Annotated in this window: 27 protein-coding genes and 1 tRNA gene; 24 read left to right on the top strand and 4 right to left on the bottom strand. The window is 58.9% G+C overall.

What is annotated here, in order from left to right:
- Nucleotides 1–9: 9 nt before the first annotated feature.
- The 22 genes from PH562_RS16580 to PH562_RS16475 all read left to right on the top strand — a co-directional run bounded on the left by PH562_RS16580 (nt 10) and on the right by PH562_RS16475 (nt 10,264).
- Nucleotides 10–1,332 (top strand): DUF6745 domain-containing protein, encoded by a 1,323-nt coding sequence (locus PH562_RS16580; RefSeq protein ID WP_285174198.1) that lies wholly within the window; start codon nt 10–12, stop codon nt 1,330–1,332.
- A gap of 18 nt (nt 1,333–1,350) precedes the next feature.
- The gene (locus tag PH562_RS16575; RefSeq protein WP_285174197.1) at nt 1,351–1,707 is read left to right on the top strand and encodes a hypothetical protein; all 357 of its coding nucleotides are present in this window, start codon (nt 1,351–1,353) and stop codon (nt 1,705–1,707) included.
- A 138-nt stretch (nt 1,708–1,845) separates the two neighbouring features.
- Nucleotides 1,846–2,028 carry a hypothetical protein gene (locus tag PH562_RS16570; RefSeq protein WP_285174196.1) on the top strand — a complete coding sequence of 61 codons (183 nt, stop codon included), beginning with the start codon at nt 1,846–1,848 and terminating at the stop codon, nt 2,026–2,028.
- Nucleotides 2,012–2,533, top strand: coding sequence for a siphovirus Gp157 family protein (locus PH562_RS16565; protein WP_285174195.1), 522 nt, complete (start codon nt 2,012–2,014; stop codon nt 2,531–2,533). Before PH562_RS16570 ends, PH562_RS16565 begins: the two co-directional genes overlap by 17 nt.
- Nucleotides 2,534–2,535: 2 nt before the next feature.
- Complete coding sequence (gene bet, locus PH562_RS16560; protein WP_285174194.1) at nt 2,536–3,489, top strand: phage recombination protein Bet; 954 nt, start codon at nt 2,536–2,538, stop codon at nt 3,487–3,489.
- A 5-nt stretch (nt 3,490–3,494) separates the two neighbouring features.
- A complete protein-coding gene (locus tag PH562_RS16555) occupies nt 3,495–3,941 on the top strand; it encodes a recombination protein NinB (protein WP_285174193.1) in 447 nt (148 codons plus the stop codon).
- Nucleotides 3,938–4,144 (top strand): hypothetical protein, encoded by a 207-nt coding sequence (locus PH562_RS16550; protein WP_285174192.1) that lies wholly within the window; start codon nt 3,938–3,940, stop codon nt 4,142–4,144. Before PH562_RS16555 ends, PH562_RS16550 begins: the two co-directional genes overlap by 4 nt.
- Complete coding sequence (locus PH562_RS16545) at nt 4,141–4,539, top strand: zinc-finger-containing protein (RefSeq protein WP_285174191.1); 399 nt, start codon at nt 4,141–4,143, stop codon at nt 4,537–4,539. The genes PH562_RS16550 and PH562_RS16545 overlap by 4 nt, the downstream gene beginning before the upstream one ends.
- Nucleotides 4,536–4,889 carry a hypothetical protein gene (locus PH562_RS16540; RefSeq protein WP_285174190.1) on the top strand — a complete coding sequence of 118 codons (354 nt, stop codon included), beginning with the start codon at nt 4,536–4,538 and terminating at the stop codon, nt 4,887–4,889. Before PH562_RS16545 ends, PH562_RS16540 begins: the two co-directional genes overlap by 4 nt.
- A 181-nt stretch (nt 4,890–5,070) precedes the next feature.
- Nucleotides 5,071–5,490, top strand: a complete 420-nt coding sequence (locus tag PH562_RS16535) for a DUF968 domain-containing protein (RefSeq protein ID WP_285174189.1) — start codon at nt 5,071–5,073, stop codon at nt 5,488–5,490.
- Nucleotides 5,408–5,884, top strand: coding sequence for a nucleoside triphosphate pyrophosphohydrolase family protein (locus PH562_RS16530; protein WP_285174188.1), 477 nt, complete (start codon nt 5,408–5,410; stop codon nt 5,882–5,884). The genes PH562_RS16535 and PH562_RS16530 overlap by 83 nt, the downstream gene beginning before the upstream one ends.
- Before the next feature lie 2 nt (nt 5,885–5,886).
- Nucleotides 5,887–6,189, top strand: a complete 303-nt coding sequence (locus PH562_RS16525) for a hypothetical protein (RefSeq protein WP_285174187.1) — start codon at nt 5,887–5,889, stop codon at nt 6,187–6,189.
- On the top strand, nt 6,186–6,716 hold the full coding sequence (locus tag PH562_RS16520; RefSeq protein ID WP_285174186.1) for a hypothetical protein: 531 nt from the start codon (nt 6,186–6,188) through the stop codon (nt 6,714–6,716). Before PH562_RS16525 ends, PH562_RS16520 begins: the two co-directional genes overlap by 4 nt.
- Nucleotides 6,713–7,006 carry a hypothetical protein gene (locus tag PH562_RS16515; protein WP_285174185.1) on the top strand — a complete coding sequence of 98 codons (294 nt, stop codon included), beginning with the start codon at nt 6,713–6,715 and terminating at the stop codon, nt 7,004–7,006. The genes PH562_RS16520 and PH562_RS16515 overlap by 4 nt, the downstream gene beginning before the upstream one ends.
- Nucleotides 7,003–7,179, top strand: coding sequence for a hypothetical protein (locus tag PH562_RS16510; protein WP_285174184.1), 177 nt, complete (start codon nt 7,003–7,005; stop codon nt 7,177–7,179). The genes PH562_RS16515 and PH562_RS16510 overlap by 4 nt, the downstream gene beginning before the upstream one ends.
- Nucleotides 7,176–7,472: a hypothetical protein gene (locus tag PH562_RS16505; RefSeq protein ID WP_285174183.1), complete on the top strand. Its 297-nt coding sequence runs from the start codon at nt 7,176–7,178 to the stop codon at nt 7,470–7,472. Before PH562_RS16510 ends, PH562_RS16505 begins: the two co-directional genes overlap by 4 nt.
- Nucleotides 7,469–7,675 carry an eS19 family ribosomal protein gene (locus tag PH562_RS16500; protein WP_285174182.1) on the top strand — a complete coding sequence of 69 codons (207 nt, stop codon included), beginning with the start codon at nt 7,469–7,471 and terminating at the stop codon, nt 7,673–7,675. The genes PH562_RS16505 and PH562_RS16500 overlap by 4 nt, the downstream gene beginning before the upstream one ends.
- On the top strand, nt 7,668–7,880 hold the full coding sequence (locus PH562_RS16495; RefSeq protein WP_285174181.1) for a hypothetical protein: 213 nt from the start codon (nt 7,668–7,670) through the stop codon (nt 7,878–7,880). Before PH562_RS16500 ends, PH562_RS16495 begins: the two co-directional genes overlap by 8 nt.
- A gap of 241 nt (nt 7,881–8,121) precedes the next feature.
- Nucleotides 8,122–8,544 carry a GTP pyrophosphokinase gene (locus tag PH562_RS16490; protein WP_285174180.1) on the top strand — a complete coding sequence of 141 codons (423 nt, stop codon included), beginning with the start codon at nt 8,122–8,124 and terminating at the stop codon, nt 8,542–8,544.
- Nucleotides 8,545–8,683: 139 nt separating this feature from the next.
- Nucleotides 8,684–9,052: a hypothetical protein gene (locus PH562_RS16485; protein WP_285174179.1), complete on the top strand. Its 369-nt coding sequence runs from the start codon at nt 8,684–8,686 to the stop codon at nt 9,050–9,052.
- Complete coding sequence (locus tag PH562_RS16480) at nt 9,049–9,255, top strand: hypothetical protein (protein WP_285174178.1); 207 nt, start codon at nt 9,049–9,051, stop codon at nt 9,253–9,255. The genes PH562_RS16485 and PH562_RS16480 overlap by 4 nt, the downstream gene beginning before the upstream one ends.
- Nucleotides 9,227–10,264: a tyrosine-type recombinase/integrase gene (locus PH562_RS16475; RefSeq protein ID WP_285174177.1), complete on the top strand. Its 1,038-nt coding sequence runs from the start codon at nt 9,227–9,229 to the stop codon at nt 10,262–10,264. Before PH562_RS16480 ends, PH562_RS16475 begins: the two co-directional genes overlap by 29 nt.
- Nucleotides 10,265–10,340: 76 nt before the next feature.
- On the opposite strand, the gene PH562_RS16470 is transcribed toward PH562_RS16475, so the two are convergent.
- Nucleotides 10,341–10,416: transfer RNA gene (locus PH562_RS16470), tRNA-Thr, on the bottom strand.
- A gap of 158 nt (nt 10,417–10,574) precedes the next feature.
- On the opposite strand from PH562_RS16470, the gene PH562_RS16465 reads away from it, so the two are divergent.
- Nucleotides 10,575–11,348: an NAD kinase gene (locus PH562_RS16465; RefSeq protein WP_113233719.1), complete on the top strand. Its 774-nt coding sequence runs from the start codon at nt 10,575–10,577 to the stop codon at nt 11,346–11,348.
- A 104-nt stretch (nt 11,349–11,452) separates the two neighbouring features.
- Here the strand turns inward: PH562_RS16465 and prfB are convergent.
- From prfB to PH562_RS16450, 3 genes are all read right to left on the bottom strand, one after another.
- Nucleotides 11,453–12,584 (bottom strand): peptide chain release factor 2 gene (gene prfB / locus PH562_RS16460; RefSeq protein WP_113232995.1). Its coding sequence is split into 2 segments (ribosomal slippage): nt 11,453–12,514 and nt 12,516–12,584, totalling 1,131 coding nucleotides; the frame shifts between segments, so codons are not numbered across the junction.
- Nucleotides 12,585–12,710: 126 nt separating this feature from the next.
- On the bottom strand, nt 12,711–15,173 hold the full coding sequence (locus PH562_RS16455; RefSeq protein ID WP_285174176.1) for a penicillin-binding protein 1A: 2,463 nt from the start codon (nt 15,171–15,173) through the stop codon (nt 12,711–12,713).
- A 258-nt stretch (nt 15,174–15,431) separates the two neighbouring features.
- Nucleotides 15,432–16,700 carry an N-acetylmuramoyl-L-alanine amidase gene (locus PH562_RS16450; RefSeq protein ID WP_483315358.1) on the bottom strand — a complete coding sequence of 423 codons (1,269 nt, stop codon included), beginning with the start codon at nt 16,698–16,700 and terminating at the stop codon, nt 15,432–15,434.
- Nucleotides 16,701–17,324: 624 nt separating this feature from the next.
- Between PH562_RS16450 and PH562_RS16445 the strand changes: the two genes are divergently transcribed.
- A complete protein-coding gene (locus PH562_RS16445) occupies nt 17,325–20,228 on the top strand; it encodes an Rne/Rng family ribonuclease (RefSeq protein ID WP_285174175.1) in 2,904 nt (967 codons plus the stop codon).
- Nucleotides 20,229–20,341: the final 113 nt, after the last annotated feature.

Raw genomic sequence — 20,341 nt, 5'->3', positions numbered from 1 at the left:
ATACCGTAAATGGTAAACATCGTTCGTACCAAGAACAGAGCCGAAGGCGGCATCACGCTGGAAGAAAAGGCTCGAATGGATGAACATTCGAAGCTCTGGATCAGCCGCGCCATGCGCACTGATCCAATCGAGCCGGAGAAGATCATTCCTGCGATCGAGGGGCTTTACAAGGTCGCAGGCCTGAAGACGCCGCGTATCGTCATCGTTCCGTCGCCTCTGGTCATGGCATTCGCTTACGGTGCTTCTGCCGCGATTTGGTACGCTCGAAAACAAAATGCCGCGACGGATGCCGCGACGCTTGCCGCGACGTATGCCGCGACGTATGCCGCGACGCTTGCCGCGACGGATGCCGCGACGGATGCCGCGACGGATGTCGCGACGCATGCCGCGACGGATGTCGCGACGCATGCCGCGACGGATGCCGCGACGCTTGCCGCGACGCTTGCCGCGACGCATGCCGCGACGCATGCCGCGACGCATGCCGCGACGTATGCCGCGACGCTTGCCGCGACGGATGCCGCGACGCTTGCCGCGACGCTTGCCGCGACGTATGCCGCGACGCTTGCCGCGACGGATGCCGCGACGGATGCCGAAAAAAAGTCTCACGCCAAAGGCGCGAAAGCTCTCGCAGAGAGCGCAGCGGCGCGCGTATGCCGAGATCTTGGCGGCGATCTCGGGATCAGTTGCGCGCCGCGTTGGTACAATTCGTATCAAGGCGGCAACATGTGGGCCGGCTACGACTGCTATCTGACGGCCTGCCGAGACATTCTCGGCCTTGAGCTGCGCCAGCATGAAGGCTATGCGCATTGGGAACAGGCAGCAATCCACGGCGGCTTTCGTGTCATGCACGAGGAATTCTGCCTTGTGTCGGATTTTCCCCAAGTCCTGAAGGTAGACGACCAAAACCGGCCGCACTGCGAGAACGGCCCGTCACATCGCTGGCGTGATGGCTGGTGCCTTTATTACTGGCACGGGGTCCAGATCCCGGCTGAGTGGATCGAGGATAGGGAAAGCCTGACGGCCAAAACGGCTTTGACCTGGACGAACATCGAACAGCGCCGTGCTGCTCTGGAAATCGTAGGCTGGCACAATGTTCTCCGCGAACTGAACGCTAAGGTCATAGACGAGCATCCGGATCCGCTTTGCGGCGCTCTCGTTGAAGCCCAGCTTCCCGATCTCGACCGCAAGAGCCGCTTTATCCATGCACGCTGCGGCACAAACCGCGAATTTGCGATCGGGGTTCCCCCTGAATGCAACACCGTGAAGTCAGCTCAAGCGTGGCTGACTGGCCTTCCGGTCGAATCCTTCGAATTTCCAACCATCAGAACCTGAAACGGAAAGGAACTACGCATGCGCATTATCGAAACTCTTGGAGCACAGGGCGAAATCCGGATGTTCCGCGTCGACGAAATCCCCGCTTCGGCCAAGCCGGTCGAAAAGGAAAAAGGCAAGTTCATCATCGGTCACAGCGAAACCGGACACCATCACGTTCTCGAAGCCGAACGCGTCGCGGTCTTCGCCGATCCCGATGCGCCGCAGGGAATGACGATCCTTTACGCGATCCTCGAAAGCCCTGGAAAGCTCGAACATCTTCGAGGCCATGACACACATGCTCCCCATGCCTTCGAGCCCGGCGACAAGATCATGTTCCGGACCGATCGCGAATTCGATCCCTATGCAGAACTGGCCCGCAGGGTCGCCGACTAAGCCGATGGCATTCGGCATCCCGCCGTCAAACGCGGGATTTCGAAAATCATCTTTCCAACGAGGTCCGAAATGCAACGATGCGACCTAAAAATATATCGAGAATGCCATTGCACCGCCGGCGAATGCGCCGTCGCCCCGATGCTCGACCTTCGGGATACCCCGGTTATCCGGTTCACGGCGGTCCAGCAGCTCTTCGCGATGCTGATGCTCATCGGATTTTTCACTGCGATCGGCTGGGGCGCTCTTTCCAGCGCCAACGAAGCCCTTCGCGTCCAGCAGCTTAGAAATCAGGAGAGTTCCGTCCATGTCGCACGACGCTGAATTCAATGTCGCGCGGCAGGCCGAGGCCGCGAAGCGTCTCATGACCAACCTTCGGGCTCAGGGCGTCGATGACGACCAAGAGTTGGTTGCCGACACGATAGAAGGCGAGACGAATCTTCTTGAGGCGATACAGACTGCGCTCGACGAGATTGACGAGTGCGAGATCCAGATCGTCGGGCTCAAGGCCAAGGAAACCGAGTTTGCCGACCGGCGCCGCCGGATGGAAGAGAGAGCCGAGCGCATCCGGGCCACGATCGAACAGGCCATGATCGCGACAGAGCAGGATAGTTTTCGCCTGCCGACGGCAACGTTGACTCTGACGAAGCGCGCGCCCGGCCTTATCGTCCTCAACGAGGCCGATATCCCGACAAGGTTCTGGATCGAGCAAGAGCGCCCTGCTCCGAAGCTCGACAAGAAAGCCCTCAGGGCTGCGCTCGACGGAGGTTCCGTTCCCGGCGCCACTCTCGACAACGGCAGCCGCAGCCTTTCCGTACGGAGGAAGTGATTATGAACGCCATCACGAAATTCGACATGAGCCCCCGTCAGATCGCGCTCGTCAAATCTACGGTCGCCAGGGATACCAACGACGACGAATTCAATCTTTATATGGAGGTTGCTAAGGCCAAGGGCCTTGATCCGTTCCTCGGGCAGATCATCCCAATGGTCTTTTCGAAGAATGACGCCGCGAAGCGTAAGATGACGATCATCATCAGCCGCGACGGCCAACGCGTCATTGCGCAGCGCTGTGGCGACTATCGACCTGCCAGCAAGCCGCCGACTTATGAGATCGACAAGAATCTAATCAGCCCACTCAACCCTCAGGGCATTGTCTCGGCGACTGTTTATCTCTGGAAACAGGACCAGAAGGACGGGACTTGGTACGAAGTCGCCGGTCAGGCGTTTTGGGATGAATTCGCCCCGATAAAGGACGAATGGGCTAAAAACGACAACGGCAAGAGCTACAAAACCGGCAAGCAGACGCTGGACGATTCCGGAAACTGGTGCCGCATGCCCCGCCTGATGATCGCCAAGTGCGCGGAAATGCAGGCCTTGCGCGCCGGATGGCCGGAGCAGTTCACCGGCCTCTATGACGAAGCCGAGATGGACCGCGCCAAGGTCTTGGACCTTACGGCTTCCGAAATCGTCATTCAGGAGCAGCAGGACAATCGGCTCCGCGCGATCGGCGGCAAGGATGCGCTCACCATCTGGTGGGGCGATGGCTTTGCTCTCGAGAATGTGCCTGATGGCAAATTCTTCGACGCCGTTGTCGAGCACATTGCAAACCTCGACCCCATCGCGGTGGCGAAATGGGAAGACGCGAACCGGGCCAGCCTGCAGATTTTTTGGGCTCGTCACCCCGGCGATGCACTGGAGTTGAAAAAGCGGCTCGAAGCTGCTCGGCAAAAGCGGCCGGCGAATGTCGATAAGGCTCTGCAAAGCCATCCCCTTATGGCGGGATGATCGACATGGCCCAGAAGAAGCAACGTTTCATCCTTATCAACGACCGAGTGCGCGAGAATGCTATCTCCGCCCTTCGGTCTGCGCCGGAAGGCAGCGCCATGACGATCGGGCCGGCGACACGCAGCCTCGATCAGAATGCCAAGTTCCATGCGATCTGCACCGACATTGCCAAGTCTCACATGACATGGGCTGGCAGGCGCCGCGATGCAGATGAATGGAAGGTTCTTCTCGTTTCCGGCCATACCAAAGCCACGGCTGGCGAAGTTGAATTCGTCCCGGGCTTGGAAGGCGAGTTCGTCAACATTCGCGAAAGCACGGCGCAAATGTCTGTCGCCCGGGCGGCGAGCCTTATTACCTACGCCATCGCCTTCTGCGACACGAACGGAATCCACCTCACCGAGACAATCCGCGGCGGCTTCCATGAAGGCGCGAATGACAGGAGCGCGGCATGAAGAACCCGAATCCCGTCAACCTACAAACGCCCGAAGACGTTCGTAAAGCTGGCTGGCAAGCGGAAACCCGCGATGCCGACGGCCATCTATGCCGCACCCATGTTCCGTTCAATAGCGATGAGGAGATCGTCTGGCTGGTCCGAGAGGCTATGGAAAACGGCGAGACGGTCACGATCTGGCCGCCGAAAGGCGGTGTAGAATGAGTAAGACGCGCTCAATCTTCTGCTGCGGCTGCCAAGTCGACGTTCAGGTTCGCCTCACTGACGGCAAGGAAATCTATCCGCACCGCGGCGACCTAGCACAGCATCCATTCTGGAAATGCGATGCCTGCGGCAACTTCGTCGGCTGCCACCATAAGACCAAGGACCGCACAAACCCGCTCGGCTGCATTCCTACCCGCGAAATCAAGGAAGCTCGCCAGCACATTCACCGCATCCTCGACCCGCTTTGGAAGTCTGGACGGTATGGCAGGCGCGAGCTCTACACGATGATCGCCCATGTCCTCGGCATCGAGGAATACCACACTGCTGAAATTCGCAGCGTCGACGAGGCTCGCCGGGTCTATCGCATCATCAATGACATTGGGAGGGTAGCATGACCGAACTACGTTTCACGCCTCCCTTTGAAGACCAGCAATTCACCAGCAAGCAAGAGTGGGTGAACAAGGCCCAATCCTGGCTTACCCGCCATCCGAAATACAACAACGCCGAGCATGGCGACACGAAGGGATGGCGCGGCCATCATTTCACCGCCATGTGCTTCGACAGCCTTGGGCGGCGCGTCCGACAAGGCAGCGACTTTCAGCGCGCCGAGGACGAAGGCACGTTTCCGGTCTGGTGGGTTTGGCCTGATCAGATCCCCGAGCTCGTTGGCCGCATTGCCGAGCTTCGTGCCGATCTCTTCAATGCTGGTCAGATCTGCGATCTTTATGCGCGAGGTGCCGTGTGAGCGCCGCCCACGAACATCTCCGCCGCTATCCCCACGCCCGTCAATCCACCCTCGCCTATATCGAGAAGCGAGCCGAGACGACCGAACGGCTAAAGAAGGAAATAGCCGCGCGGAATCCGGTCGTCGCTCCTGCTCGCAAGTCGATCCTCGATCGGGTTGTGTCTTGGCTTGGGAGGCGAGCATGACAGCCTTCCGTATCGCCAACACCAATTTCGAGCCCACGCCGAAGCGGAAGGCAACGAAGTCGAAGAGCTATCTGTCTTTCATCCATAGCCTGCCGTGCTGCGTCTCTGGAGAGTACGGCGTCGAAGCCGCACACCTTTCGTCAGCTTTCCCGCAATTCGGCCATTATGGTCGCGGGAAAGGTTCGAAGGCTCCCGACCGCTGGGCACTCCCACTTTTACCGGAACAGCACCGCATCCAGCACTCCATGAACGAAATGGAATTCTGGCGGCGTGCCGGGATCGATCCTCACATTCTCGCCCTGACGATATTCGGCCTCTGGTCCGACATGGGCGATGACGCTCAACCTTTTGCAGCCGCAATCATCAATCAGCGCCTGGCAACAGCCGGCCGTCTTCGGGAAAGAGAAGATCAATGAAACGCATCACATATATCGCCTCAGCACTTATCGTAACGTCCGCCGCCCTCTCTCAGAAGGGGGACGGGAAGTGAGCATAACCCTTTGGAAACCCGAGCCGGACGTGCTTATCCACCAAGCTCTCGGAAAAGCATGCGAGGAAGCCAGCGAGCTTGCGACTATCCTTGCCCGTTGCTTAATCCAGGGCCTCGACCAGAGCGAACCTGTCAGCGGCAAACCGAACCGTCAGGCATTGTTTGAAGAGATCGCTGATCTGGACGCGGCGGTCCAATGGCTGCGCGAGCTGATCGGCGACGATTACGACGAAAGCCGAGCCGACCGTAAGCTGAACGGCTTTCATCGCTGGCAGCGGATGCTTGAAGAGGATGCTGCCCTCTCTGGCAAGGGGGCGTGACCATGAACACCGCACGTATAGAATCCGCCGCCAAAGCCATCAGCGAGAACAAAAAGGCGCTTGAATGGCTTCTACAGTACGGCACACAGCTTACGGGCCGAGATCGAGACCAAGCATCATTGTCGGTGCATCTAAACTTTGCATCGGCCCTTGCCGGGGCCAAAGAGGCTGAGAAAATTCTCTCATCTTTCGCCAGCATTAACCTTCCCGAAATTGTCCAAACCGCAATCCGCAATTGCCGCAACACCATTGAGCTTGAGCGCGAGGCGATACGGCGCGAGCTAGATAAGGACTCCTCCCAATGACCACACCGCACGAACGCGCTCTCGAAGCCGCAGAGCAAGAACTCGCCAATGTCATGCATGATCAGCACTATGCTCTACCGCAGGACGCAATGCACCGTGTCATCTCGGCTTACCTCTCCTCTATAGGCGGAGTGGTTTGCTTGAAGGAGCCGGTCGGCGCCTGGTACGAGGACAGCACCGGCTGTTTTCACATGAGCCTGAACGTCGCTCTCGAAGAGGAAAAGGCCCGCGAGTACGGCCACCAGATCCACTATTTCCATGAACCTATAGAAGCCGGTGACGGCGACGGGTGGCTGCCGATCGAAACGGCTCCGAAAGGGAGGCCAGAGCCATATGGTCATGGTCCCGAAATTCTCGGCATAATGGTTGGGAAAGGATGGGTAGCTTATAATATTGTTCGATGGGGTTACCACAAAAATCCCGCCCGGGGATCATGGCGCAGCTCTCTCAGCAACTGGCAACCGACCCACTGGCGTCCTCTTCCTCCGCCTCCCCCCATCAGCTCTAGCGATGGGAGGGGGGAATGAAACCTTTCGACCCCACAAGCAAGACGGACGCCGTAGCTGATGAGATCAGGCGCATGGTCGTCTCCCTTGCGCTTCACATTTTCAATCATCCCGATTTCAGGGCGCTTGGCATTAATCAGCAAGCCGAAGTGATGACCGGCGGCATTCTGACCGCGCTCATGGGCGTCCTGCATTCTATGGTCATCGATACGGCAGAGGCACATGATGAGCTTGAGGCCTTCGTCACCTCATATGTTGCTCAGGCGCGGGCTCAAGCCGAAGGCATTGCCAACGGAGGGCCGCTGCAATGAGCACAGCGCCACTTCCCTACATTTACCGTTGGGATCGCCAGGGCCGCAAAGGCCAGCCATGCGAGGTTCTGGCGCGCGGCACCATGAATAGCTGCTGCGTCCGCTTCGCCGATGGCTACACGATGGTCACGAGCCGGAACGCGATCCGCAAGAACAAGGAATCCCTGCAATGAGCAAGATACCGGACGATATCATGGAGCGCGCCCGCACGTTGTATTCCGGATTGTGGGCGAACGATTCCAGAGAAAATCTTTCCGATCACGACAAGCGCGAAGACGTCTTGAGCATCGCTATGGCTCTTTCGGCCGAACGCCTCCGCATTGCGGAGATCATGGAAGAGACGGCAACATTTGTTCGCGCCTTTCTGACCAACTACGCCGAAACGCAAGATGGCGATGGAAACGAAGCGCCGGAACTGAGGGCTGCCCGCGCCCTCCTCTCTAAGCTGGGAGACCACCAGTCATGAAGAAGGCTACCGTACCCCATTTCATCCTACTGGATATCCTGGAACTGTCTGATCGGGGCGAAACCTATAATCGCCCCCATAAAGCGCTCCAAAAGCTGGAGGAAGACAGATTAATTCGAAAGGCGGCGGCCGGCGAAGATGGTTGGATAATCACCGACGCTGGTCGGTCTCTCCTCTCTAAATTGGAAAACACCAATGACTGACCGCAATCTGAAACCACACGCCGAAGCCGCACTCGCCATGGCTATCTGGAGCGATGAATATGCTGCCCAGAATGGCGGCTCCATGGATTTCTGGGATGGGTTGTCACCGCGTCGCAAGTATCTGTGCGCATCGATCATTGATCGCGTTTTTTACGCCGCCCAGGAAAACGGCCGCGCCCTCCTATCTAAGCTGGAGGGGCTGTGATGCGATACGCCCAAATCAAATCAGGCGCAAAACTTCATCTCGTCTGCGAGACGGGTGAGTCCTATTATGGAAACATCATTCGTGCCGGACATCTGAGTGCGCCGCTATGCAAGACGACGGCTTTCACCGGATCGTATCGGATGACGATCAATCTTCCTCTCGCGCAGGCATGCAAAAACTGCATCCGCCTTTACAGATCGGGCCGCGCCGTTCTTAACGATGAGGTGCGGAAGTGACGGACATGCTCTCAAAAGCCATCCAGCTCGCCGCCTACTGGCATAAAGGCCAAGTAGACAAGGGGGGCGCACCTTATATCCTTCATCCGCTGCGCGTCATGCTGGCTATGGAAGATCCAACGGATAAGATCGTCGCAGTGCTTCACGATATCCTTGAGGATACGGACCTCAAGCCCGATGATCTGCGGGCGCACAAGTTCTCGGCAGAAGTCAGGGACGCAGTTCAGGCGCTCACCCGTCAGGATGGCGAGGATTACTTCGATTTCGTCCGCCGAGCCGCCGCCAATCCTATCGCACGGCGCGTAAAGCTAGCCGATATAGCCGACAATCTTGATCCGGCTCGGATCATCGCGTCAGACCCGAATGGGCCGTCACGCCGTCAGCGCTACAAGAAAGCGCGGTCTATGCTGCTGGAGGTGGGACAATGACCCAGATCCTCGCCCTCATCTCCCAAACCGAATCCTGGCTTAAGTTTCACAAGGCCAGAAACTCCCATATAGAAGCTGCGGCATGCCAGATCAGGCTTAGGGCTTTGCGTGATGCTGTCGAAGCGTTGGAGATGGCGTCATGACTGAGTATTCAAAGGCCGATCTTGATGAGGCTCGCCGCCTTGATGACCAAGGCTCTGATCTCATGCCTCGATATAGCATGAAGCGGATGCGCGATGAATTGCGACGGGCCGAGCAGTTTGCCAGACGAGAGGCTTTGGAAGAGGCTGCGCTCAAGGTTGATAGCCTCCGAAGCGTCCTGAACCGATCTGACGGCGATATCACGCACGCGCGAGCCTTTATCAAGGATCTGCTTCGTGATCTTTCATCGTCCATACGGTCCCTTTCGGACTCCACCCCTTCTTTATTGCAAGAACAAAATGCCAACGATGGCAAGGAGGGTAAACCCACGGCCGCCTGTGGAAACAATGTGGATAGTCGCACATGAGCCGAGCCCGCACTTACACCAAGGCCGAAATCTCTGATGCTGCAGCCGCCGCAGCATCGAACAACGTCCGGGTCATCATGCACCCGTCCGGCGAAATCGAATTCGCGCCGAAGAGCTTTGCTGTGGTTGATCGTGAAGAAGACACCGCAGAGAAAGCTTTGAGGGACTGGGAGAATGGAAGGAAAGCTCGTGGGCGTGCATAGGGTCAGCGTCAAGTTGGCTGATGGCTCAGAGGCCATTTATTACTATGCTTGGCGCGGCAAAGGCGCACCGCGGATCAACGCCAAGCCGGGGACGAAGGCTTTCACTCAGGAATATGTGCGGCTGACACGCGACCGGCCGGTCCATGCCGCCGCTGGGACCATAGGATCCCTTATCGACGAGTTTCGCGCCACAGCAAAATATAAGGCATTGGCTGCGGCAACTCGCAAAGATTACGAGCGGATGTTCGGGGTTATCCGGGCCGAGTATGAAACCTTCCCTATCGCCGCCATAGAAGCCCGTGGAAGCCGACGGCGCTTTCTGACTTGGCGAGACACCATGAAGGAAGCTCCCCGTTCTGCTGACATGCATCTGGGGCTGCTGGCGCGTGTCTTCGCATGGGCGAAGGACAATGAGACCATTCTTCGCAACCCGCTGGAGCGAGTGGAGAGGCTTCATGAGGGGAGCCGTCGCGATATAATCTGGAGTGACGAGCAACTGAACAAGCTTCTTAATGATGCCGTTCCGCACCTCCGTAACGTCGCGATGATAGCCCTTTGGACAATGCAACGGCAGAAAGATATCCTGACAATGCCTGTCCTAGCCTTCGACGGAGAGCGGGTTTCGATCAAGCAGGGTAAGACTGGAGCAAGGGTGCGTGTCGTCGCTGCGCCGGATATCCTGCCAGTGCTGAAGGACGCCAAGGAAGCAAAACGCCAAAGAGTTCTGGTCAACTCGTTCGGGCAGAACTGGACGTCAAGCGGCTTTCGGGCATCATGGCGGAAGGAGATGGCCCGACTGAAGATAAGGGGGGTAACGTTCCATGACCTGAGAGGAACGGCGATTACCTTCGCCTATGCCAACTTGGATCGGTCACATGAGGATAAAATTCAGTTGATCGCTGAGATTTCCGGCCATTCGAAGGAGGATGCTGAGGCAATTATCAGGCGTCATTACCTGGCTGGGCAGGATATTGTGGACGCGATCAGCAAGGGAACGAATCGAGGCTAATCTGTAAAATGCGGATGATGCTGTAAAATGCGATGTATGAGAAATCTATTATAAGCCCTATAAACTAAGGCGATGATGGTGCCCCCGGCAGGGTTCGAACCCGCGACCCCCTGATTACAAATCAGGTGCTCTACCAACTGAGCTACAAGGGCGTATGGGCATGCCAAATAACAGACTTTGAAATCCTGTAAAGGGAAAATCGGTCGATCGGCGTCAAAGCTGGGGATCGACCGATTCACCAGTTCGCGCGAAACGTCTTGTCGCGGCAAGGGAATAACATTACGAAGAATCGCTATTCAGAGGACATTGCATGTCGCGCAATCTTCAATCCGTTTGTTTTCTCGCCTCCACCGCGTCAGAGGCTCAAGCGGCGCAGGAAGAGCTTACTCGCCTCTACGGCCAAACCTCGCAGGAAGATGCGGATATCATCGTGGCTCTCGGCGGCGATGGCTTCATGCTGCAGACGCTGCACAAGACGATGAATACCGGCAAACGCGTCTATGGGATGAATCGCGGTTCCGTCGGCTTCCTGATGAATGACTACCGCACGGATGGCTTGGCCGAGCGCATCGAAGCAGCTGTCGAAAACGCGTTTCACCCCCTGCAGATGACCACGCGCAATGCCGACGGCAGCTCCTGCGTCGCGCTCGCCATCAATGAAGTCTCGCTGTTTCGTCAATCCTATCAGACGGCAAAGCTGAAGGTGGAGATCGACGGGCGGGTTCGCCTGCCGGAACTGATCTGCGACGGGCTGATGGTGACGACGCCAGCCGGCTCCACCGCCTACAATCTTTCAGCCCATGGCCCCATCCTGCCTCTGGAAGCGCCGCTGCTTGCCATGACGCCCGTCAGCGCCTTCCGTCCCCGCCGTTGGCGCGGCGCGCTCCTTCCGAACAAGGTGACCGTCGACATCACCGTGCTCGAAGCGGATAAGCGCCCCGTCAACGCCGCCGCCGACAATACGGAGGTCAAGTCGGTCCTCGGCATTCAGATCCGCCAGAGCGAGGATACGACGGCTCGTATCCTCTCCGATCCGGACAGGTCATGGTCGGACAGGATCCTGGCGGAACAGTTTTCGGATTGAGAGAGATTCTGCGTCAGCCCCAAAGGCCGGAAGCAGCCAGGCAGGATGCACCATGAAAAAAAGCCCCGTCTCCAGGGCTTTTTCATGCTTGAACGGATGCAACCTTATTCGACGTCGTCGACGACGGCATCGGCGGCGCCGCTAATACGATGCGCAAGGGCTGCTTCCATGAACTCATTGAGATCACCGTCCAGAACGTCGCTCGGCGCCGTGCTGGAAACGCCGGTGCGCAGATCCTTCACCAGCTGGTAAGGCTGCAGGACGTAGGAGCGGATCTGATGACCCCAGCCGATGTCCGTCTTCGAGGCGGCTTCGGCATTGGCAGCCTCTTCCCGCTTCATCAATTCGGCCTCGTACATGCGGGCGCGCAGCATGTCCCACGCCTTGGCGCGGTTCTTATGCTGCGAGCGTTCCTGCTGGCACTGCACGACGATCCCGGTCGGGATGTGCGTAATGCGCACGGCCGAATCGGTTGTGTTGACGTGCTGACCGCCGGCGCCCGACGAGCGGTAGGTATCGATGCGGCAATCGCTTTCGTTGATCTCGATCTGGATCGAGTCGTCGACGACCGGGTAGACCCAGATCGACGAGAACGAGGTGTGACGGCGCGCATTGCTGTCATAGGGCGAAATACGCACCAGGCGATGCACGCCCGATTCGGTCTTCAGCCAGCCATAGGCATTGTGGCCCTTGACGAGCAGCGTCGCGGATTTGATGCCGGCTTCTTCGCCGTCATGGACTTCCAGCAGCTCCACCTTGAAGCGCTGCCGTTCGGCCCAGCGGGTGTACATGCGCAGAAGCATGTTCGCCCAGTCCTGGCTCTCGGTGCCGCCGGCGCCGGAGTGGACTTCGAGGTAGGTATCGTTGCCGTCGGCCTCGCCCGATAGCATGGCTTCCACCTGCCGACGCGCGGCTTCCGCCTTCAAGCCCTTGAGCGCTTCTTCAGCCTCGCGGACGACATCGGCGTCGCCCTCTTCTTCGCCGAGCTCGATCAGCTCGACATTGTCGGCAAGCTGCTGCTCCAGCGCGCGCACGCCACTGATGCCATCGTCAAGCTGCTGGCGCTCGCGCATCAGCTTCTGTGCTTCGGCAGCGTCGTTCCAGAGGGTCGGATCCTCTGACTTGTTGTTTAACCAGTCCAGTCGTCTTATCGCCTGGTCCCAGTCAAAGATGCCTCCTCAGCAGGGTGATAGCCTGCTTGGTTTCATCGACTACTTTCTCGATTTCGGCTCGCATAATCCCACTTCTTCAGTTCACCGCTCAAGATAAGCGGTCATCCAATTCAAAGAGTGCTGGTGACATAGATATACATGCCGCTGGTGTAAAGCCCCGCGGCATGTCGGTCAGACAAATTGGGTCGGATCAGAAGAGACCGCCGGATCCGGACGTGACCGCCTGGTTCGCCTGCGGCGATGTTCTGAGGATTTCCTCAGGCGCCACCTGCGCCGCGGCATCGCCGCCGCCAATGACCTGCAGGCTGGTGGCCGGGCCGGTGCCGGGCTTGAAGGCTTCCATGATGGCATTCGGCTCGCCGGGCTGCGCGGCCATGCCGGTCGCGCGGTTGACCGCAACCATCGTCATGCCGGCCGGAACCTGGAACTTCTCGGGCGCCTCATCCTTCGTGGCGGCTTGCATGAATTCGTTGAAGATCGGCGCGGCAAGCGCGCCACCCGTGCCGCCGCGGCCGAGCGTGGCCGGCGTATCGTAGCCGATATAAAGGCCGGCGACGAGGCTCGGCGTGTAGCCGACGAACCAGGCATCCTTCTCATCGTTGGTGGTGCCCGTCTTGCCGGCGACGTCAGTATTGAGCTTGATCTTGCCGGCGGCCGTACCACGGATGATGACGCCCTGCATCATCGACGTGACCTGATAGGCCGTCATCGGATCGAGCACCTGTTCGCGATTGTCGGCGATGACGGGCTCGTCCTGATTCTGCCAGGCGCTGACGTTGCAATTGTCGCAGACGCGTTCCTCATGCCTGAAGATGGTCTTGCCATAGCGGTCCTGAATACGGTCGATGAGCGTCGGTTTGATCTGCTTGCCGCCATTGGCCATGACCGAATAGGCCGAAACCATGCGCAGCACCGTCGTTTCGCCGGCACCGAGCGACATGGCGAGCACGGGGTTCATATGGTCGTAGATGCCGAAGCGCTCGGCATATTCGGCAACCAGCGGCATACCCATGTCGGAAGCAAGACGGACCGTCATCAGGTTGCGCGAGTGTTCGATCGCAAACCGAAGCGTATGGACGCCACCGCCCTCGCCCTCGTAGTTCGTCGGCTTCCAGACATCGCCGTTGCTAAGCGTGATCTGCAGCGGATCGTCCAGAATGACCGAGGCCGGCGTATAGCCGTTGTCCATGGCGGCAGCGTAGACGAAGGGCTTGAACGACGAACCCGGCTGACGCTTAGCCTGCGTGGCGCGATTGAACTCGGACTGCGCGTAGGAGAAGCCGCCGACCATGGCGAGTACGCGGCCGGTATGCGGGTCCATGGCAACGAGACCGCCCTGCACCTTCGGCGGCTGACGCAGGCGATAACTGCTCGAATCAGTATTGCCGCTCTTCTGCACGTAAATCACGTCGCCGGGGCTCAAAACGCCGCTTGGCGATTTGACCGACTTGCCACCGGCCGAGCGATAAGCCCAGCGCATGTCGGCGGGAGCGATCGTGCCGCGCGTCCGCTCCGCCGATACCTTGCCAGCCGCATCGACGCGCGGCTGCAGACCGATATCGACGCCTTGATCTGATACGGAAAGGACGACGGCGACCCGCCATTCCGGCACGTCGCTCAGACTTGGAACCTTGGCGAGTTCGACGCCCCAATCCTGCGAGGTGGCAATCTGCTTGAGCGGGCCACGGTAGCCGCGGCGCTCGTCATAATCGATCAGACCATCCTGAAGGGCCTTGCGGGCTTCGAGCTGCATCTGCGGATCGAGCGACGTACGAACGGAAAGGCCGCCTTCATAAAGGGTCTTTTCGCCATATTGGTCGATCAGCTGACGGCGAACCTCCTCAGCAAAATAATCGGATGCGAAGAGCGACGGGCCGCTCTTCGGCGGCACGACGCCGAGCGGCTGCTTCTTCGCCTCTTCACCGTCGCTCTGGCTGACATAGCCATTCTCGACCATGCGATCGATCACCCAGTTGCGGCGGGTGAGCGCTGCTTCGGCACGGCGGAAGGGATTGTAGTTCGACGGCCCCTTCGGGAGCGATGCCAGATAGGCCGATTCGGCGATGGTCAGCTCGTTGACCGACTTGTCGAAATAGGTGAGCGCAGCGCCGGCGATGCCGTAGGAATTCAGGCCGAAATAGATTTCGTTCAGGTAAAGCTCGAGGATCTTGTCCTTGCTGTAGGCCTGCTCGATGCGGAAGGAGAGAATCGCTTCCTTGATCTTACGGTCGAAGGTCTGGTCGGCGGAGAGCAGGAAGTTCTTGGCGACCTGCTGCGTGATGGTGGACGCGCCGACGAAGCGGCGGCCGGAGCCGATATTCTGCAGGTTCACGGCGACGGCACGGATGAGACCGCCGACATCGACGCCGGGATGGTTATAGAAATTCTTGTCTTCCGCCGACAGGAAGGCCGCCTTGACGCGATCGGGAATGGCCTGGATCGGCACGAAAAGCCGGTTCTCGCGCGAATATTCCTTCATCAGCGCGCCGTTGCCGGCGTGAATGCGCGTCGTGACCGGCGGCGCGTATTTGGCAAGCACCTCGTAATCGGGCAGTTCCTTCGAGACCACGCTCAGATAGATGGCAGCCGCAGCCGCTGCACCTAGGAACAGGAGGCAGCCGAGGCCAAAGAAATATCCAATCAGTCTGATCATCTGATACTACCGGTGCTTGTTCTTCATGCGGCACGTGCGCGAGATCATCGCATAATCACGGGCGTTTTGCACGCTCGCGGCGTGAATGCAAGACGGCAATAGGACAGAGCCGTGCTTCATGCGCGAGCAAATGATACTTCGCTGTAACGGCGGGAATGTGAGCAAAATAGGGCTCGCCGTCGGTATTCCAATTTCATCCAATTCTAAAATGCATCGCTGTTACATGGAAGCCACTGCCGATCGTCCCATCCGGCGCGCTCAGCCGCCGTTTGCGATAATCGATACGCGATATTGCTTCACCGCCTCCGTCAGCCGGTCGGCGACCTTCTGCCGCCAGTCGGGATCGAGCAGCAGCTTCTCGTCCTCCTTGTTGGAGAGAAAGCCGAGTTCGAGCAGAATCGAGGGCACATCCGGCGCCGTCAGAACCTGGAAACCGGCATGGCGATGCGGATTGTTGATCATGGATATCTGGCCGTTGAACGAGGACAGGACATCCTGCGCCAGCGAAATGGAGAAGGCTTGAGTCTCGCGGCGCGTCAGGTCCATCAGAATGTCGTTGACGGCGGCCGGCTGCGTCTGAGCCTCGGTGCCGGCAATCTGATCGGAGTTGTTTTCACGATCCGCCACTTCGCTGGCGAGCCGGTCCGACGCCTTGTCCGAGATGGTATAGACGGTCGCGCCGCGAATATCCTTCTGCTTCAGCGTATCGGCATGCAGCGAGATGAAGAGCGATGCGCGATTCTGCCGGGCGATCGTCACACGTTCGGATAGGGATAGATACTGATCCTTGTCGCGCGTCAGGAAAGCCTTGATGCCGGGCTGCGCATTCAGCTTGTCGGCAAACATCTTCGCAAACGCGAGAGTGATGTCCTTTTCCTGCGTGACGCCGTCCGTACCGGTCGCGCCCGCGTCGATACCGCCATGACCGGCATCGACTGCAACGAGGAACACATTTGGATCGGCCTTCTGCGTCGGCTCGACCGGACCGACATCCTTGGCGGTATCGCCGCTCGTCCAGTTCTGTTTCTTCACCAATTCGGCAAATTGTTCAGCAGGCAGCATCTCGGCATCCAGCACGAGGCGCTGGCCCTTGCCGCTCTCATCGGCCTGAACCTTGGCTGTAACCAGCTTTACCGGTTTCTTTGCCGTCAGCACGATGCGGGCGCTGTCCGCATCCATCGTGCCATAGCGGATATCCTTGAAAAGACCGGTCGGCTTGAGACTGCCGGCGGGGAAACCGAATGCCGTTGATGGGAGATCGACAACGACACGGACGGGATTGTCAAGGTAGTGAACCGTGAAGGTGGGAGCCCGGTCCATATCGATGACGATACGCGTGCGGGCATCGTCACCGGCAATGCGGGCACCATAGGCGAGTACGGAATCATCCGCTGCTGCTGCGGGCGCAAGGGCAGAAACCGAAACCAGAATCACCAGGGTGAAGGCCGCTGCCGCCAATCGCAAAGCCTTCACGCCAATCTCCGCCACATGCCGCAATCCCTTTACCAAGTGCCCAACGCGCCCCATATTGGTTTCGACGTTGTTTTTGAAGTCCCAATAACGGGAACCAGGTTTGATCTGATGGCTGCATCGGTGATGCGCCGGGAAACGAATCGACAAGACACCCTCCCGCGTCCTCATCATCCGACGAATCCATCAATATTATGGCATACTTGGCTTTTCCCTTGCTATTGTGACAGATAAAACATACAACGCATATTAGGGTAGAAGTGTTGACGGGATAGAGTCGTCGCAAAGGCAGCCGCCTCGAGTACCAGGCGCCAATAAGCGGCATTCATCCGCCGTCTGCAGTACTTCTACTCGAAACAGTGGATATCTGAATTTCCGGTTTCACACGGGAAGTTCATCGGTGGAGAGCCACCAAACGCTCTTTAGAGAGCACATTCATCGGACTCATTTGTGGGTCTAAGGCATAGTCGATCTCGCTTGGTTACGGATGTTACCGCAGCAGCTTTTTCAGAAAGTCAACAGACCCCAGGGAACTGATGCCCCGGCTGCCGTCTGGATGCTGTCATCGCCGAACCAATCGCGACTTTCATTATCCGGTGCAACAATTGCGGATCATGTCCGGCCTGTCCCTACGACAGGCAGGCCCCCATCCGATTGTCTGCGCCGAGGAGCACAGCTTTCATGGCAGACAAAATGCTTATCGATGCGTCTCACGAGGAAGAGACGCGCGTCGTTGTCGTTCGCGGGAACCGCATAGAAGAATTTGACTTCGAGTCCCAGCACAAGAAGCAAATCCGCGGCAACATCTATCTTGCAAAAGTAACGCGGGTCGAGCCCTCGCTTCAGGCCGCCTTTGTTGACTACGGCGGCAACCGGCACGGCTTTCTGGCCTTTGCCGAAATCCATCCCGACTATTACCAGATCCCCCTCGCCGACCGGCAGGCGCTTCTGAAGGCCGAGGCCGAAGAGCATCGCCGCGACGACGACGTCGAGCATGTCGAGACGGCGCTCGATCTTTCGCAGCAGGAACAGCCCGATATCGGCATCGTGGCGAAGGAAGGCAAAGAAGCCGAGGTGCCGGCTGCGATCGGCGAAGAAGCCCCTGCCGCAGAGGTAACCGCGTCCGCCGAAGAAGCAGCTCCGGCCAAGAAGGCAAAACCGCGCCGCAGCCGCAAAAAGGCAGTAGCGGACGCGTCCACCGAAGAGACGCCCGCTCCCGAAGCAACGGCTGCCGTCGATGCGCCAAGCGAGGAAGAAGAAGGACCGTCCGGCGAAATGGCTGCGATGGTCGAAACCGATTCGATCTCCGAAGACGTCGCAACCTCCAAGCGCCGCCACGATGACGACGACGATGATGACGATCATGACCACGAAGAGGAAGTGATCGAATCCGTCGGCGCCGAAGACGCGATGGAAGAAGTTCCCGATCGCGCCCAGCGCAAGCCGCGCAAGCAGTACCGCATCCAGGAAGTCATCAAGCGCCGCCAGATCCTGCTGGTGCAGGTGGCCAAGGAAGAGCGCGGCAACAAGGGTGCGGCGCTGACCACCTATCTCTCGCTCGCAGGCCGCTATTCGGTCCTGATGCCGAACACGGCGCGCGGCGGCGGTATCTCCCGCAAGATCACCAATCCGCAGGACCGCAAGCGCCTGAAGGAAATCGCCAAGCTGCTCGAAGTGCCGCAGGGCATGGGCGTCATCCTGCGTACAGCCGGTGCCAACCGCACCAAGGTCGAGGTCAAGCGCGATTTCGAATATCTGATGCGTCTGTGGGAAAACGTCCGCACGCTGACGCTGGCTTCGACCGCGCCGTGCCTCGTCTACGAAGAAGGCAGCCTGATCAAGCGCTCGATCCGCGACCTTTACAATAAGGATATCAGCGAGATCATCGTTGCCGGCGAAGAAGGCTATCGTGAAGCAAAAGACTTCATGAAGATGCTGATGCCGAGCCACGCCAAGGTGGTTCAGCCCTATCGCGACATTCACCCGATCTTCTCGCGCTCCGGCATCGAGGCGCAGCTCGACCGCATGCTCCAGCCGCAGGTGACGCTGCGTTCCGGTGGCTACCTGATCATGAACCAGACGGAAGCGCTGGTTTCGATCGACGTCAACTCCGGCCGCTCGACCCGCGAACATTCGATCGAGGACACCGCGCTGCAGACGAATCTGGAAGCCGCCGAGGAAATCGCGCGCCAGCTGCGCCTGCGCGACCTTGCGGGCCTGATCGTCATCGACTTCATCGACATGGAAGAAAAGCGCAACAACCGCGCCGTCGAGAAGAAGCTCAAGGAATGCCTGAAGAACGACCGCGCCCGCATCCAGGTTGGCCGCATCTCGCATTTCGGCCTTCTGGAAATGTCGCGCCAGCGCATCCGTGCTTCGGTTCTCGAAAGCACGACGCAGATCTGCTCGCATTGCGGCGGCACGGGTCACGTCCGCTCGCAGTCTTCCGTCGCCCTGCATGTCTTGCGCGGCATCGAGGAATATCTGCTCAAGAACACGACGCATGACATCACCGTGCGCACGACGCCGGACATTGCGCTCTATCTGCTCAACCACAAGCGCCAGACGATCATCGACTATGAAAGCCGCTTCGGCGTCGCGATCGTCATCGATGCCGACAATGCCGTCGGCACGCAGCATTTCGCGATCGACCGCGGCGAACCGGTCGCCAATCCAGTGAAGATCGAAAGCCTGTTCAACTTCGCAGCCATCCCGGACGATGATGACGACGATATCGTCATCGAAGCGGACGAGGAGGAAGACGAAGAGCTGGAAGAAAAGGCTGCGAGCGCCGAGCAGCAGCCTGTCGCTCGCTCCGAAGGCAATGACGGCAACCGCAAGCGCAAGCGCCGTCGCCGGCGTCGTGGCCGCGGCAATGATAACCAAGCCGTTGCTGCTTCCGAAGATGGCTCCACGGCCAATGCCGCCGAAGATGGAGACGAAGGCGACGATGACGAGGATGATGCCGGCGCAGAAAATGCCGTATCCGCCGGCAGTGACGATGACGCGCAGCAGAAGCGCAAGCGCCGTCGCCGCGGCAAGCGTGGTGGCCGGCGCAATCGTGAAAACGAAGGCAGCGAACAGATCGCTGCAGGCGAAGAAGCCGGTTTCGGCGAAGCTGATGAGAATGATGCCGAAGACGGCGACGAAGCAGCCGTAACGGTGGCCGAGATCGCGGTTGCCGAAGGCGAAGCAGCCGTCGAGGCGCAGCCTGCCATGGCAGCGGTCGAAACGGCAGCCGTCGTCACCGAAGACGTCAAGCCCGCCAAGGGCCGCGGTCGCCGCAAGGCAAAGACTGTCGAGGTATCGCCGGTCGAGACGCCCGCCGTCGAGGAAGCACCCGCAGCGGATGTTGAAGTCGAGGCCGTTGCCGAGACCACCGAAGCTCTGGACAATTCGACGGAAACGGCAACACCCGAAGCGACTGAGGATGCAGCAAAGCCGGCCCGTGCCAACCGCGAATCCAACGTTTCCTCCTCCGCTCCGGTAGTGAAATCCACTCGAGCCAATGAAGGTGGCGAAAGCGACGGAGAGCCGACCAAGCCGAAGAAGGCCGGCTGGTGGCAGCGCCGCGGCTTCTTCTAAGAAGATCAATTCGTGATGAATTCAAAATCCGGCCGTGGCGACACGGCCGGATTTTTCGTTTCCGGCACTCGATTTATTCGCCTGTCATGCCGAAGTACCAAACAGATCGAGGG

Source organism: Rhizobium centroccidentale (assembly GCF_030182565.1).
GTDB lineage: Bacteria > Pseudomonadota > Alphaproteobacteria > Rhizobiales > Rhizobiaceae > Rhizobium.
The sequence above is the reverse complement of the archived record's forward strand: the minus strand, read 5'-3'. Positions and strand labels throughout refer to the sequence as shown.